13 protein-coding genes are annotated in these 14,417 nt (G+C 31.4%); 2 read left to right on the top strand and 11 right to left on the bottom strand.

Features of this window, described 5'->3' with window-relative positions:
• The 3 genes from Q4Q39_RS14750 to Q4Q39_RS14740 are packed head-to-tail and all read right to left on the bottom strand — an operon-like array spanning position 1 to position 2,650.
• The gene (locus Q4Q39_RS14750; RefSeq protein WP_303283320.1) at positions 1-1,527 is read right to left on the bottom strand and encodes a CCDC174 family protein; all 1,527 of its coding nucleotides are present in this window, start codon (positions 1,525-1,527) and stop codon (positions 1-3) included.
• Between the two features lie 9 nt (positions 1,528-1,536).
• Positions 1,537-2,115 (bottom strand): hypothetical protein, encoded by a 579-nt coding sequence (locus tag Q4Q39_RS14745; RefSeq protein ID WP_303283319.1) that lies wholly within the window; start codon positions 2,113-2,115, stop codon positions 1,537-1,539.
• A complete protein-coding gene (locus tag Q4Q39_RS14740) occupies positions 2,099-2,650 on the bottom strand; it encodes an RNA polymerase sigma factor (RefSeq protein ID WP_303283318.1) in 552 nt (183 codons plus the stop codon). The genes Q4Q39_RS14745 and Q4Q39_RS14740 overlap by 17 nt, the downstream gene beginning before the upstream one ends.
• A 176-nt stretch (positions 2,651-2,826) precedes the next feature.
• Between Q4Q39_RS14740 and Q4Q39_RS14735 the strand changes: the two genes are divergently transcribed.
• Positions 2,827-3,381, top strand: a complete 555-nt coding sequence (locus Q4Q39_RS14735) for a DUF2911 domain-containing protein (RefSeq protein WP_303283317.1) — start codon at positions 2,827-2,829, stop codon at positions 3,379-3,381.
• Between the two features lie 85 nt (positions 3,382-3,466).
• On the top strand, positions 3,467-4,543 hold the full coding sequence (gene meaB / locus Q4Q39_RS14730; protein WP_303283316.1) for a methylmalonyl Co-A mutase-associated GTPase MeaB: 1,077 nt from the start codon (positions 3,467-3,469) through the stop codon (positions 4,541-4,543).
• An 80-nt stretch (positions 4,544-4,623) separates the two neighbouring features.
• Here the strand turns inward: meaB and Q4Q39_RS14725 are convergent, their stop codons facing one another.
• The 8 genes from Q4Q39_RS14725 to Q4Q39_RS14690 form a co-directional block, all read right to left on the bottom strand.
• Positions 4,624-5,799: a hypothetical protein gene (locus tag Q4Q39_RS14725; RefSeq protein ID WP_303283315.1), complete on the bottom strand. Its 1,176-nt coding sequence runs from the start codon at positions 5,797-5,799 to the stop codon at positions 4,624-4,626.
• A 132-nt stretch (positions 5,800-5,931) separates the two neighbouring features.
• Positions 5,932-7,845 carry a tetratricopeptide repeat-containing sensor histidine kinase gene (locus tag Q4Q39_RS14720; protein WP_303283314.1) on the bottom strand — a complete coding sequence of 638 codons (1,914 nt, stop codon included), beginning with the start codon at positions 7,843-7,845 and terminating at the stop codon, positions 5,932-5,934.
• A 22-nt stretch (positions 7,846-7,867) separates the two neighbouring features.
• On the bottom strand, positions 7,868-8,602 hold the full coding sequence (locus Q4Q39_RS14715) for a LytR/AlgR family response regulator transcription factor (protein WP_303283313.1): 735 nt from the start codon (positions 8,600-8,602) through the stop codon (positions 7,868-7,870).
• Between the two features lie 205 nt (positions 8,603-8,807).
• A complete protein-coding gene (locus tag Q4Q39_RS14710; RefSeq protein ID WP_303283312.1) occupies positions 8,808-9,377 on the bottom strand; it encodes a phosphatase PAP2 family protein in 570 nt (189 codons plus the stop codon).
• A gap of 9 nt (positions 9,378-9,386) precedes the next feature.
• Positions 9,387-9,614: a DUF8828 family protein gene (locus Q4Q39_RS14705; RefSeq protein WP_303283311.1), complete on the bottom strand. Its 228-nt coding sequence runs from the start codon at positions 9,612-9,614 to the stop codon at positions 9,387-9,389.
• A gap of 145 nt (positions 9,615-9,759) precedes the next feature.
• A complete protein-coding gene (locus tag Q4Q39_RS14700; RefSeq protein ID WP_303283310.1) occupies positions 9,760-11,139 on the bottom strand; it encodes an MATE family efflux transporter in 1,380 nt (459 codons plus the stop codon).
• Positions 11,140-11,829: 690 nt separating this feature from the next.
• Positions 11,830-12,771: an NAD(P)H-dependent flavin oxidoreductase gene (locus tag Q4Q39_RS14695; protein ID WP_303283309.1), complete on the bottom strand. Its 942-nt coding sequence runs from the start codon at positions 12,769-12,771 to the stop codon at positions 11,830-11,832.
• On the bottom strand, positions 12,772-14,412 hold the full coding sequence (locus tag Q4Q39_RS14690; protein ID WP_303283308.1) for a S8 family serine peptidase: 1,641 nt from the start codon (positions 14,410-14,412) through the stop codon (positions 12,772-12,774). It lies immediately after the preceding gene.
• Positions 14,413-14,417 lie beyond the last annotated feature (5 nt).

Below are 14,417 nucleotides of genomic sequence, written 5' to 3'. Positions count from 1 at the left end.
TTATTGCATCGTCACATTGCTATATTTTGCATTTACAAGAATGCTTTTTCCACTGGCTAAACTGCCTGTAGAAAAGTTAGAAATATTATGGTTAAGTTTTTCTTTTGGGTGACTTACACGCGAACGATTTCCTTTATACTGAAAATTACACCCTACTTTAGGAAGTGATATAACAGCATTACTATTTTGAATAATGATATTTAAGTTAGAAAAAGTATCTTTTATGTCTAAGATTTTTAAATCACCAATATTACCGTCAATAATGGCACTACCTAACAAATGATTTATAGTGGTATTAGATGAATTCGAATTTAAAACCATATGCTTTACATGATCTAGTTCAACATCTTCTGTATAACGAAGATTTAGCTCTCCTAAGTTCCAATAAGTTACATACACAGGCGAATATGAAGCATTAACGGAAGTAGAACTTCCGTTAATGCTATGTGCTGTAAACTTTGTATGTGATAACTCAGCTTTTAAATCATCTACGTTAGCGGCAAACTCTATCTCACCATGTCTAACATTAACCTTTAGCTTAGTCTTTTTAGGCATTTTAATTTTAATAGTCTTTTTAATCTTAGAGTCAGCTTCTTTATTAACCAATCTTTCAATTAAAAGTTTTCTGTTTAGAACTAACTTATCTCGTTTCTGCGCATGTTTTTTACGCTCTTCAACATGTCTTTCTCTTTGTTCTGCTTGTCTTTCTCTTTGTTCCTGCATTCTTTCTATCTGAGCTGATTCCCTTTCCATTTTTTCGGCAAAACGTTCTCCCCATTCTTCCATGTCCTTTCCGTATTTTTCTTCCCATTTTTCACCAAAACGCTTTCCCCATTCTTCCATCTCCTTTCCATACTTCTCACCCCATTCTTTGCCAAATTTCTCACCCCATGCTTCCATTTTTTCAGCATAATCTTCGCCAAATTTCGATTCGAATTTTTGTGTATATTCCTCTAAATATTTTTCACCATCCTTCTTATAGGCATTATAATCAAAGTGAAACTCATTGACTCCTGCTGGCAATTTAGGTAGTTCTGGTAACTTGGGTATTACAGGAAGTGGAGGCATTTCAGGAAGTTCTGGTACAACAGGCATTACAAAATTCTCTGCATCGACCAACACTTCGGGCAAGTCTGCCAATTCAAACTTTAATTCTTCTAATAAAGCTTGTACAGCCTCATCATCATTGCTTCTTGAAATATAGGCCCAAGAATTGGCTCTCGTACCTTTAGTTTTAATTTTCACTAATCCACTAGAAGCATCAACATCTACATCCCAATTTTTTAAAGCATTTTCTAACGCTTCTTTACTTATATCATCACCTTCAATATAAGCTTCAATTTCGATAACATCTTTATTCCATGTATCAATTATTAAATTGCAATGGCTCGTGTTTAAATCGATAGTAACATCTTTATTTACTTTAATAGATTGCGATACTTTCTCTAATTTTTGCTGTGCCATTATCCCCCCCGTAATAAGAAAGCCTAAGGCAAATAATTTGATTTTTATGATTGTATTGTTCATTTTTTGATTTTAGATTGATTGTTCTACTTCTTCTGTAACATCATTAGAAGTACTTAATTCTTTTAATTGATCTCTCATACGATACAACAGATTTAAACGAAACTTTAAATTATCAATTAAAGCATTTACCGTTAATTCACCAGGACCTGATTCTGTTAGCTCCTCAGATAAGCGTTTATACTCTTTATCAAGTTCATCTAATTGTAACAAATAACCATCGAAAAGATCTTTAGTTTCTGGCGTGTATTTCATTTTAGATAATTCTAAATTAATACTCGCCAAATAGTACTCTTCAACTTTTTTAAGTCCAGGAGACACATCTCCCAAGGTTTTTGTTTCATCAGTTTCAGTTGTCGTTACGATTTCTGTTGGTGCCTCTACGTTTGGTTTAAAAAACTTGAAAGCCCCAAAACCTAACCCCACAAACAACACGATACTTGCAGCTATACGCATCCAATTAAATTTAGATTTGTTAGTAACTGGCAGATCTTCTTCTAACTTAGCAAGAAATCTTTCTTGATGATTTTTCGGCATCGTTTCATAAACTACCTTATCATCCTTAAATAATTCTCTAATATCTCGTGCCATTTTTTTTAAGTATTAACAGTTCCTGTAATTTACCTTTTCCTCTTGATAATTGTGTTCTTGACGCAACCTCAGAAATATTTAAAATCTCTGAAATTTCCTGATGGTCGTATCCTTCTATTAAATAAAGCATCACAACGTATTGATACTTATCAGGTAATTTATTAATCGCAATTTTTACATCGTTTAATGTAATTGCATCGTCTACTAACCATTTGTCATCATCTGTAGTATCAGCTACTTTGAGGTGCACCTCTTCTAATTCAACAAGTTGTTGTTTTTTAGCTTTTAAGAAATCAATACTTTTATTAACGACAATACGTTTTAACCAAGCGCCAAAAGTAACTTCAGCTTTATATTGATGTAGTTTGGTAAAAGCCTTAATAAAGGCTTCCTGTACAACATCCTCGGCTTCAGCAGCATCTTTTAAAAATCGTTTTGCAACAATATACATCCCATCACAGTACTGGTTGTATAACTGTAATTGTGCTTTGCGATTGTTTTGTTTACATTGTTCAATAATGTCAACTTGAAACATGCTATTTTTACTTTTGGTTATATAAGTTAGTTCGTATTAAAGACGACAAAAAAAATGTAGTGTTGCAAAAAAATGCTTTTTTTTAATTTTTAAATAAGAAAACTCTAAAATCTGTGTTAACATTATTAAGAATCATTTCTTTTTAAAGTATATTTATACCCTGTTAAACTCTGCATATGAACACATTCTTAAAGCGTATATTAGTTCTTTTATCCATAATAGCATTAGGACTATTTTTATATTCTTTTTTTGTTGAAAATATTTTTTCACAACGTCTAAGTCCTAAAGATACAGTAGAATTTAAACTTAATGATTTAAAACTTGAAGTGTTTTATAATAGACCTTCTAAAAAGAATAGAGCCATTTTTGGCGCTCTAGTCCCTTTTAATAAAGTTTGGCGTACGGGAGCTAACGAAGCAACTACTTTTGAAACCAACCAAACACTAGAAATACAGGGTAAGCCATTGCCAATGGGTAAATACACACTTTGGACCGTACCAAAGGATACAGTCTGGAACGTTATATTTAATTCCAAGCAATATCCTTGGGGTGTGGACTCTGAAATGAAACCCATGTGGGATACCAACTTTGATGTTTTAAATATTGAAGTTCCTGTACAGAAATTACCTTCTCCTGTAGAACAATTTACTATTGCCTTTGATAATTCTACCGATAATTTATTTTTAACCATGGCGTGGGATGACGTAAAAGTTGCTGTACCTCTTAAGTAAGTATTCAGTCGTTAGCAGCAGTAATCAGTGGTTCTAATCAATTTTCTCAAATAAAACAGTAAATTAGACAAACATTTGTTTATTCGTGGCAAAAGAAAAAAAATCTGCACTTAAAGAAAATAAAGGTGTTTCAATTTCTGAAATCACCGATCCATCTACTATTAAAGTTCTTAAAAAGAAACGTCGATCTGAAATTAATACAGAGGCTTTAGTCACTTCTATTTTAAATAAAGACATTACGGCTTTAAGCCGTGCTATTACTTTAGTTGAAAGTAAGAACCCAAAACATTTAGAAAAGGCAAATACTATAATAAAGGCCTGTTTACCGTATGCAAATAAATCTATACGTATTGGTATTACTGGAGTTCCTGGAGTTGGAAAAAGTACTTTTATAGAAACCTTTGGCAAACATCTTACTTCAAAAGGGAAACGTATCGCTGTATTAGCTATTGATCCTAGTAGCTCCTTAACAAAAGGGAGTATTTTAGGTGATAAAACCCGAATGGACGACTTAGTAAAAGATGATAATGCTTTTATTCGACCATCGGCTTCTGGGGATTCACTTGGCGGTGTTGCCAGAAAAACCAGAGAAGCTATTATTTTATGTGAAGCTGCTGGGTTTGATGTTATCATTATTGAAACCGTAGGTGTTGGCCAAAGTGAAACTACGGTACATAGTATGGTTGATTTCTTTTTATTACTAAAATTAGCTGGTGCAGGCGATGAACTACAAGGTATAAAACGAGGTATTATAGAAATGGCTGATGCTATTGCTATTAATAAAGCTGATGGTGATAATTTAAAACATGCAAAACTGGCTAAAGTAGAATTTAATAGAGCGCTTCACCTCTACCCAGAAAAATCTTCTGACTGGCAACCTAAAGTAACCATTTGTAGTGCTCTTAAAAACGAAGGTATTGATGCTATTTGGGAACTGATTTTAGATTACATAGCCATTACTTCCAAAAACAATCATTTTAATGCCAAGCGAAATGAACAAAATAAGTTTTGGCTTATTCAAACCATTGAAGAGCAATTAAAATCTACTTTTTTTAATCGCCCAGAAGTTAAAACAGCGTTAGAAAATCAATTGCAACTTATAAAAGACAACAAAACAACACCTTTTGCTGCTGCTGATTATTTATTGAGCTTAGAAATTTAACATTCATACATACACTTCAATAAAAAACCTGAACAACATATTGTTATTCAGGCTTAACAAGCTATTAATTGATCCGTTTCTTACTTAACGATCTTTGCGGTTATATTTACTTTTGCAGATTCAAATAAATCATCACTGTTATTATCCTGATAGATTTTGGTAAAAAAAACTGCTGTTGATTTATAAGTTCCTTCCAGATAATACTGTGCGGATACTTGTACATTTACGTCAGCACTTTTCCCTGGTTCTAAACCTCCACCAGGAAGTTCTCTATATACTGTAATCGCTTTAAAAGTAGTTCCGCCTGCGGGGTCTATGTCTTCATAAATAGTTGCCTTTTGAAAATTAATTTTATGATTTCCTTGATTGGTCCATTTTGTTATACCTGCAAAATATTTAGAAGCTCCTTCTTTCGCATCGGGAGTAATAACAGATTCCATTTCTATTTTTACTGGATTAACCACGTCTACAATGACTTCGACCACCCGAATCTCCTTATTGTCTTTGTCTTTAATAGCTAAAAAGAATCTCTTAGGGTATTTAAAATCAAAACTAGCATCTGTATCTGGGTATTTTACATCCATATCTACAGGAGCTATAGAAGGATCTTGTGTATAATATAAATGCGTTCCCTCGTATGTAATAGTAGGTACTAATTTTGTAAAATCGGTTCCAACTGGTGCCAAAAGGTATACCTTTTCATAACTTGCATTTTCAACTGCTCTCCTTGAAATTATTATATCGTTTAGTATAACGCCCCTATTTTTACTTGCTTCAAATGTAAAGTTTGTTAGTTTTAATGTTTCAGGAACTGGAGGAGCTTCCTTGGTAATACTTACAGTATAATGCAAAAGAGCTTCTTTATTACCTGTAGCTGCACTAATGGTAAATACGTGTGTTTTTCCGCCTTCAAAAGATAAACTTTCATTATTACTAGGTGATATACTAAACTTACTTAAGTTAAGTTCTTTTGAAGTGATTGATGCCTTTATATTTTCTAAAGAGGTTACGGTACTTGGTAGTATTATTTTTATCTCTCCATAAGTTACCTCTTTATTATTTTTAATTACCGGATCAACAATTTCTATCTCTGCACGTTGTCTGGCAAATAATGGGAAATCTGAAAGCATAGCTTCCACAATCTTAATATCCTCTATTTCTGTTTGATTGTTTTCTTCACCAGAATCACAATTCATCATAAAAAATACAGAAAACAAAATGATTCCTATACACTTTAACTTAATTAACCTTTTCATTAATAATTATTTATTTAATTTTCAGCTAATCTATAAAACCTTCAAGAAGCAATTAAATTAATATGGTGAATCTATCCGTTTATATGGTAAACATGCTCAAAAAAAAGGTAAGTTTTATATACTAAGTATAGATCAGGTTACATTAAATACTATATTATAACAAGCGCCAGAATTTGAAGTTATTTTTACTGTTCCGTTTATTTGTTTTGTTAACCCTCGTATAAGCATGATTCCTAATGATTTAGCCTCATGTACGTTAAAACCATTAGGAAACCCAACACCTGTATCTTGTATTTTAAGTATACATTGATCGCCACTTTTTGATGCTTCTATATTAATATTACCTCCCGAATTATCGTGAAATGCATATTTGATACTATTAGCGATTATTTCATTAACAATAAGCCCACAAGGAACTAAATAATCCATATCAAGTTCAATATTATCTATAGCTGTAGTAACTGTTATATTTTGTTCCGGCAAGTTATAACTAGTCTTAAAATAGGTTAACAAGTTATCAAGATAAGTCTTAAAATTTATCAATGATAAATCACTAGATTTATATAATCTTTCGTGTATAATAGACATGGCTTGTATTTTATCCTGAACCTCTTGTATGATTTCTTGCGATTTTTTATGATTTCCGAATTTATATTGAAGTCTAAGTAAACTGGATACAATTTGTAAATTATTCTTAACTCTATGGTGTACTTCTTTGAATAATATTTCGCGATCTTTTAGAGTTTGAGATATCACTTTATTTTTTTCGGTGAGCGTTGTATGACTTTTCTGTTTGTTTTTGTAGGCATAAAATAGTGTCAGTATAATTATTATTAAAGCAATCATACCTATTATTAATATAACCTGTGAAGTACGCTGATTTTGATTTTCTAATGCTTTTATTCTATTTTCATTAGTCAGCAGTTGAATTTCTTTTTCTTTGTTTTCTAAATCAAATTTTGCTTGTATCTCTTTAAATTGCTTATCCTTTTCTTTATCCAATAAAGAATCTTTGATTGTATTATATTTTAACAGATACTCGTAACTTTCCTTGTAGCTCTTTTTTCTACCAGTATACTGATAAAGTGCTTGATATACATTAGATAATTGTGGTAAAACTTTTGATTTTAATGCTACCGATAATGCTTCTTCATAATGCAATTCTGCAGACTTAACATCTCCAAGTTGCTCATATATATTTGCTAACGTTAGGTATAATGATGTATTTTCTTCGGTATATCCTAATTCTAAACACATTTTCAATGCTTTTTTAGAATTTACTAAAGCTTCTTTAAATTTGTTTTCTTTTATATTTATTTGAGATAGATTACTAAAACCAGATACAACAACTTTAAGGTAGTCTAATTTTTCTGCTATTTCAATAGATTCTTTTAACGTGCTTTTAGCTTTTTCATACTCTTCTTGCCTCACATATAATTCTGCAACAGCTCCTAAAACGTATGATCTAAATTCTTCGTTCCCTACTTCTTTAGATAACTCTAATGCCCTATTGTAATATAACAAGCCATTCTCATGGTCATTTAGTCTACAAGAATATAATGACCCAATGTTAGCTACTATACCTGTAACAAAATTATTTTCATTATTCTTTTCGTAAATACTAAGTGCTTTTAAATCATAATCGAGTGCTTTATCATAATTTCCCATTTTCACATGGGTAACTCCTATATTTTGATAACTCTTACCAATACCTAATTCATACTCCATATGCTTAGCAACCTCAAGCGCTTTTTCATAATAAAACAATGCATTACTGTGCTCGGATTTGTAATTATGTAAGTAGCCTAACCTTAAATAAAAAAAGCCTGTGTCTTTATTATTTTTTTCCTTTACCAATTCTAATCCTTGTTTCGCATAACCTATAGCCTTATCTACATTTATTTTACTATACTTATTGGTTAATTCTATGTATATATTTACCTTTTCATCTATAGGAGCTTCGACTAACTTTTGCTCCAAACTGTCTGTTTGTGCTGTTAATTGTACGCAAAAAAACAAGAAAAATAACCATATAGAGGGTTTCAAAAAGTGACCTATTTTATTCATATTATAAAATATCTAATCGCTCAATTAATTGACTTTTATATGTCTTGCTTATTGGAATTTTATGGCCTTCAATAAAGATTAATCTATTTTCTATTTTATCAATTTTATCTAGAGCTATCATATAAGATCTATGAATTCTTAAAAACTTATCCTGAGGCACTTTTTCATAAAACTCTTTTAAAAACATATTGGCCAAAATCTTTCTTTCCTTAGTGATAATCTGAGTATAATTGTCCATGGCTTCAACCCACAAAATGTCATTTATTTTAACACTTATAAGCTGTGACTTATCTTTTATAAATAGGGTTTCCGATATTTTATTATTTATAGAAGGTGACGTTCTTGCTATGTTACTTTCAAGATGTTTTTGTATTGCTACCTGAATTGTAAAAGATAATTCCTTTGTTTTAAAGGGTTTTAACAAGAACCCAAAAGGTCTGGATTGTAATGCTACCTTAAATGTATGATCATCTCCATTGGCAGTAAGAAAAACAATCGGAATATTATGGTTATCATAAATATCGGCAGCAGCTATAATCCCATTTTTATCTCCAGAAATATTAACGTCCATAACAACAACATCTGGTAATGAATCTTCTACATATTGAATAGCATCATGGTAGTTATTGGCTATTCCAACAACAACATATCCTAATTTTTCCAGACTCGTTTGAATATCTAACGCAATGGAAAACTCATCTTCTACTATAAGTACTTTTTTATTACTAATACGCATAACAAATTCTAGATTTGGGTATTTAACTACTTTAGTAGTTAAGACTCAAAACTACAAAAAATGAATCAAAAAAATATATTATACTAACAAGTAAACCTGAAATAGAAAAGAACTAATTATTTTAAATCCATAAATCACTCTTTGTTCATAGTATATACTTCTAAACCTATATTACACTATTGCTAATTTTTGTAGAAATATGTAATCAAGATTTTACATATCGTTTTAAAAGAAAATTAGCTAATTTATAAAATAGAAATCCTGAAATGGCACCAAATGTTAATCCACATACAATATCCAACGGATAGTGCACTCCTACATAAATCCTACTATAAGCCACTACTACACTCCAAAATAAAAGAATAAAAATAAGGTGCTTATAATATTGTTTTAGCATTAAACCTGCAAAAATAGCTGCTGCCATAGAGTTAGATGAATGTCCGGAAAAGAATCCGTATTTTCCACAACGTACAGCAATAAAACGCATCTGATCAATTAAATCGGCTTCGCCACAAGGTCTTGGACGTTGAAAACCTCGTTTAAAAACGTTAGTTATTTGATCTGTAAAAGTGATCATTAATGCTACAACGACAACAAAAACAAGTAATGACTTTAATCCATATTTTTTATAAAGCAAAAACAGTAATATAGCATACAATGGAATGAACGTAAGCTTGTTTGTTATTATTAACCACAAGTTATCCCAAGTTTCTGATCCTTGATTATTCAAAAATAAAAATAACTCAGTATCGTATTCTAAAAGTTTTTCAATCATTGTTATTTACTAATCTTCATATTTTGCTACTTCATTATCGTAAAACTCTGTCGCTAGTTTTATAGCGTTTTCGGTTTCATTTTCAAGTTCTTTTTGATCTTCAACATCAAAATCTTCAAACCACTCTACGTCATCATCTTCAAGGTTTATAATAAATCTTGGAAATTCGGTATGAATTACAAAAATAGCATTGGGATATTCTGTGTTATCCCCTAATATAAATTTTGGAAGTGTCATATTGCGTTATAAATTGTAAATGCCTAGAGTGCACTTAAATCATTTTATACAAAGTTAAAATTTATTAGTTACTGAAATAGTAAAAGTCAAAAGTTCTTTTTCTAGTTTTATAACAACCTCTTTATTTGTAATAATAATGTTAACTTTAAATACTGTTAACTTTAATCAACTTTTTAGTTAAATAATTAAATCGAATATATAATAGAATAGACGCAGTAGTTAAACCTGCCAATAGTCCTAACCATATACCAAAGCTACCATAAGCATCTTCTTTTCCTAAAAACCAGCTTACGGGAAATCCAACCAACCAATACGAAACAAACGTAATAATAGTAGGTATTTTAACATCTTGTAATCCACGTAAAGCCCCCAAGACTAAAACTTGGATACTATCACTTATTTGAAATATAGCTGCTGCTATTAGTAATTTAGATGCAATATTTACTACTTCAGTGTTATCAATTAAGTTCTTGGTATCATCAAAATCTACATATAGCTTTGGTAATTGATTATGAAACAAAAAGAACAACAGCGCAAAGCCAACTGCAAGCATCGTCCCCATTAAAAATAGGGAAAAGGCAATACGACGTAATTCAAAATAAGCTTTTAATCCTTTTTGATTACCCACACGAATCATGGAAGCAACACTTAATCCCATAGCAACCATAAATGTCATAGATGACAAGTTAAGTGCTATTTGATTTGCAGCTTGAGGATTTTTTCCTAATAGACCACTCAACCAAATAGCTGCCGTGAAAATAGCTACTTCAAAAAACATTTGCATCGCACTTGGAGCTCCTAAATTGAGGATTTTATTGAGCATTAATTTATCTAAAACAAAAAACTTGATATTTGTTACAAATGCTTTCGATTTCTCTTTTCCTTTAAGTAAAAACCATAAGTACCAAACCATGATTATACGTGACGCCAAAGTTCCATAAGCAGCTCCAACTATACCAAGTTCTGGAAACCCAAATTTTCCAAAAATTAATAGATAGTTTAAAACTATATTTATAATATTTCCCAACAATGTTGAGTACATAGGGTATCTAGTCATAGACAATCCATCACTAAACTGTTTAAAACCCTGAAAAATAATTAAAGGAATTAATGAAAAAGCAACTAAATCTAAGTACGGAATTGCTAATTCTACAACCTCTATAGGTTGTTTCATTAAATACATAAGCGGTTTTGCGAAAAACACCATTAAGAATAATAAGACTCCTAGAACAGTACACAAAAACAAACCATGTTTAAAAGATGATTTTCCTTTTATAAAATCTTGTGCCGTATCGGCTTCTGCGACTAAAGGTGTTATAGCTGTAGAAAAACCAATCCCTAAAGACATCGCTATAAACATAAAACTATTACCTAAGGATACAGCTGCAAGTTCTGCAGTTCCTAATTGACCAACCATGATATTATCTACAAAACTAACAAATGTATGTCCTAACATACCAAGCATAACCGGAGAAGCTAACTTCCAGTTATACTTAAACTCTTTGGTATAGTCTTTTAATTGCATTGAACAAAAGTAATCTATAGCCGTATATTTTTATCAATTTTGCAATCTTCTTTTCTTTTTTATTTAAAATTAACAAATGTTAATAACTCTTTACAAATGTTTATAAATTTTCAACTATTAAACGTTTGTAATTTCATACATTCGCATCGCTTTAAAAAGGCAAACTAAATAATAAACAACACTTCAAGAAACATTTAGCTTATTATTTTAAAGGGAGAACAAAGTATAAGCTTATAAGTTTCAGCGTTTATTTTAAGGAGGAATCATATATTCCTCCTTTTTATTTTTTTAATTTTTTAGAAAAAATAGAAAACACAAAATTGTAAAGTACTAAAAAATGTATTATACCATTTCTGCATTGAAATTACTGTAAAAGAAAATGAGGATTTTTTTCTTTATACGAAATAGAAAGATAAAGCATAGCCTTAGTTACGGTTTCTTTTTATGTTGAAGTAGAAAGGAGAAAAGAGCGTTTTATTAAGGTCATTTGGATGTAGAAATGGTATTATTGTCCTTTTGTTGATAGCAAAACAGATACACTATACTTTACCAGCAAACAAGATAATACTCAAATAGATTTTGAAATGTCATTATCAATTAATGAGCTTCTAAAGGAGTTTAATAAATACGATAACGGATTAAGCAGATTATACAAAATCCCTGTAAGCGAATTACCTTCAAAATAAATATTTACAAACTTGACACTTTCTTTTTAGCGTCTTCGAATTCTTGTACCATGGCTTGAACAATATTTGATACTGGCTTAATATCATGAATCAAACCTGCAATTTGTCCGATTTCTAATTCGCCTTCTTCCAATTCCCCCTCAAACATACCTTTTTTAGCTCTTGCTCTGCCTAACAATGTTTTTAGATCCTCAATGGTTGGTCCAGTACTGTATAAAGCTTGTATATCGTCATAAAATTTATTTTTTATTAAGCGAACTGGTGCCAACTCTTTTAATGTTAATTGTGTATCACCTTCTTTAGCATCAACAACCACTTTTTTAAAAGCATCATGAGCCGAACTTTCTACACTAGCAACAAATCGACTCCCAACTTGTACACCATCTGCTCCTAAAATCATAGTGGCCAACATCGCTTTTCCCGTTGCAATGCCTCCTGCTGCTATTAATGGAATCTGAATCTGCTCTTTAACCATAGGTATAAGTGTCAATGTAGTTGTTTCATCTCTTCCATTGTGTCCTCCTGCTTCAAAACCTTCGGCAACTACAGCATCAACTCCTGCTTCTTGCGCCTTTAATGCAAACTTTACACTGCTTACAACATGTACTACTTTAATACCTCGTTCTTGCAACCAAGATGTCCATATTTTAGGATTTCCAGCAGAAGTAAATACAATCTTCACTTCTTCTTCAACAATAATGTTCATGATTTCCTCAATATTAGGATACAACATAGGGACATTGACTCCAAAAGGTTTGTCTGTAGCTTTTTTACACTTTTGAATGTGTTCTCTTAAAACATCCGGATACATAGAACCTGCACCTATAAGCCCCAAAACACCTGAATTACTAGCTGCAGAGGCTAATCTCCAACCACTATTCCAGATCATACCTGCTTGTATAATAGGGTATTTAATATTGAATAATTGAGTAATTCTATTAGTCATTTAATACTTTATAAGTTTTATCGTTTTTGATATGTTTTTTGATTGAATTCTAACCATATGTACGCCATTTGAAAATGAAGATATATCTACTTGATTAGTATCTTTGGTAATTACAGTTTCAAGTATTTTTTTTCCTAAAATATTAAAAATAGAAACAGATAATTCATTTTCATTAGATAATTCATTTTCACTAAAGGGTAAAGTAAAATAAATAGGCCCTTTAGTAGGATTGGGCAACAATTTTAAATCTTCATTTTTGCCATCATTATTATTTATAATACTCGAGGCTGAATTAAGTGCCTTTTGTAAATTAGGAATACCATGACCCAAATTGTAATCAGGTGAATGATATTGTGATGCAGACTCTCGAACTAACTGCATAATTTCTGCATTGGTATTATCTGGTAAGGCCTGCCACAAACAGACTATACCTCCTGCCATTATGGGCGAGCTAAATGAGGTTCCGTTTGCGGTTGTAATAATATCATTTTCAGTTATAACATAGCTAGCCTGTCCTTGAGCGACAACATCTGGTTTTCGGGTAGGCTGTGTTCCATTCCCTTTAGAACTAAACGAAGCGTATGTTCCATTTGCTTGTACAGCGCCAATACTAAAAACGCCAGGTGCATCAGCAGGTGCACCAACTATTCCCCAACTATTACTTCCTGAATTTCCTGCAGAGTTTACCAATAACATTCCTTTTTCAAAAGCAACATTAGCACCTTTAGTAATAAAAGCGGTATTACCATCCATATTTAAAGTTGTGTAACTATAGTCTGAGTCATCATAAGTGGTATAACCTAACGAGGTATTTATAACATCTACTCCCAAACTATCTGCACGCTCAGCTGCTTCTACCCAATAGCTTTCTTCTACAGGGTTTTCACTTAGCCCATCTTCTGTTATAAATAAATAATAAGATGCATCTGGTGCCGTACCTACATATTCATTTTCAATATAACCTGCCATAGTACTTAATACTAAAGTACCATGATTGCTGGTAGTGTTAGTATACACATCTGAATCTCTGTTAACAAAATCGTAATCATCTAAAATATTCCCAGCATTTCTTAATCTTAGGAATGACGACATCGTATTTACATTAGGAAAACCCGCATCTATTACCGCAACCGTCATTCCGGCACCTGTATAACCAGTTACATGTAATTCCTCTCCATTGAACATTTCTATTTGATTAGCTGCATTACCATAAGTAAATATAGTAGAAGCCTTCTCTAACTTAGATGTATTTTTTTGCTGGACAGCCTTAAGAGTATTTAAGTTTTTATCTGCAAAATCTATATAATCAATAAAAGAAAATATAGTTATTAAATTATCTATATCGGTTTTACTTCCTCTAACATGTACGGCGTTAAACCATTTAGATTTAGCCATAACTGATATACCTGTTGCTCCTTTAAGTTGAGATATATAATTCTCGTTAACAGGAACATCTTTTTCATCAATTAAAACATGATGTGCATTTTTTCTATCAATCGCTTTTTGAGTTAATATAGAAATAGGATTTGCAATGGAGGCTACAACATTTTGTTTATCTTTTAAATACACCCAAGCATCTTCTTGTGCAAACGTATTCAATTGATAACTTAATAACATTAGGAATAGTAGGTGTTTTTTCATAGCCA

Origin of the sequence: Flavivirga amylovorans (assembly GCF_030540875.1) — a bacterium.
Lineage (GTDB): Bacteria > Bacteroidota > Bacteroidia > Flavobacteriales > Flavobacteriaceae > Flavivirga > Flavivirga amylovorans.
Note: the sequence above shows the minus strand (reverse complement) of the source record. Positions and strands in the feature narration are given on the sequence as shown.

What these genes read in the sequence shown, in the direction of transcription:
- Q4Q39_RS14750 (WP_303283320.1), bottom strand. Translation starts at nt 1,527, where the DNA reads ATGAACAATACAATCATAAAAATCAAATTATTTGCCTTAGGCTTTCTT.
- Q4Q39_RS14745 (WP_303283319.1), bottom strand. Translation starts at nt 2,115, where the DNA reads ATGGCACGAGATATTAGAGAATTATTTAAGGATGATAAGGTAGTTTAT.
- Q4Q39_RS14740 (WP_303283318.1), bottom strand. Translation starts at nt 2,650, where the DNA reads ATGTTTCAAGTTGACATTATTGAACAATGTAAACAAAACAATCGCAAA.
- Q4Q39_RS14735 (WP_303283317.1), top strand. Translation starts at nt 2,827, where the DNA reads ATGAACACATTCTTAAAGCGTATATTAGTTCTTTTATCCATAATAGCA.
- Q4Q39_RS14725 (WP_303283315.1), bottom strand. Translation starts at nt 5,799, where the DNA reads ATGAAAAGGTTAATTAAGTTAAAGTGTATAGGAATCATTTTGTTTTCT.
- Q4Q39_RS14715 (WP_303283313.1), bottom strand. Translation starts at nt 8,602, where the DNA reads ATGCGTATTAGTAATAAAAAAGTACTTATAGTAGAAGATGAGTTTTCC.
- Q4Q39_RS14710 (WP_303283312.1), bottom strand. Translation starts at nt 9,377, where the DNA reads ATGATTGAAAAACTTTTAGAATACGATACTGAGTTATTTTTATTTTTG.
- Q4Q39_RS14705 (WP_303283311.1), bottom strand. Translation starts at nt 9,614, where the DNA reads ATGACACTTCCAAAATTTATATTAGGGGATAACACAGAATATCCCAAT.
- Q4Q39_RS14700 (WP_303283310.1), bottom strand. Translation starts at nt 11,139, where the DNA reads ATGCAATTAAAAGACTATACCAAAGAGTTTAAGTATAACTGGAAGTTA.
- Q4Q39_RS14695 (WP_303283309.1), bottom strand. Translation starts at nt 12,771, where the DNA reads ATGACTAATAGAATTACTCAATTATTCAATATTAAATACCCTATTATA.
- Q4Q39_RS14690 (WP_303283308.1), bottom strand. Translation starts at nt 14,412, where the DNA reads ATGAAAAAACACCTACTATTCCTAATGTTATTAAGTTATCAATTGAAT.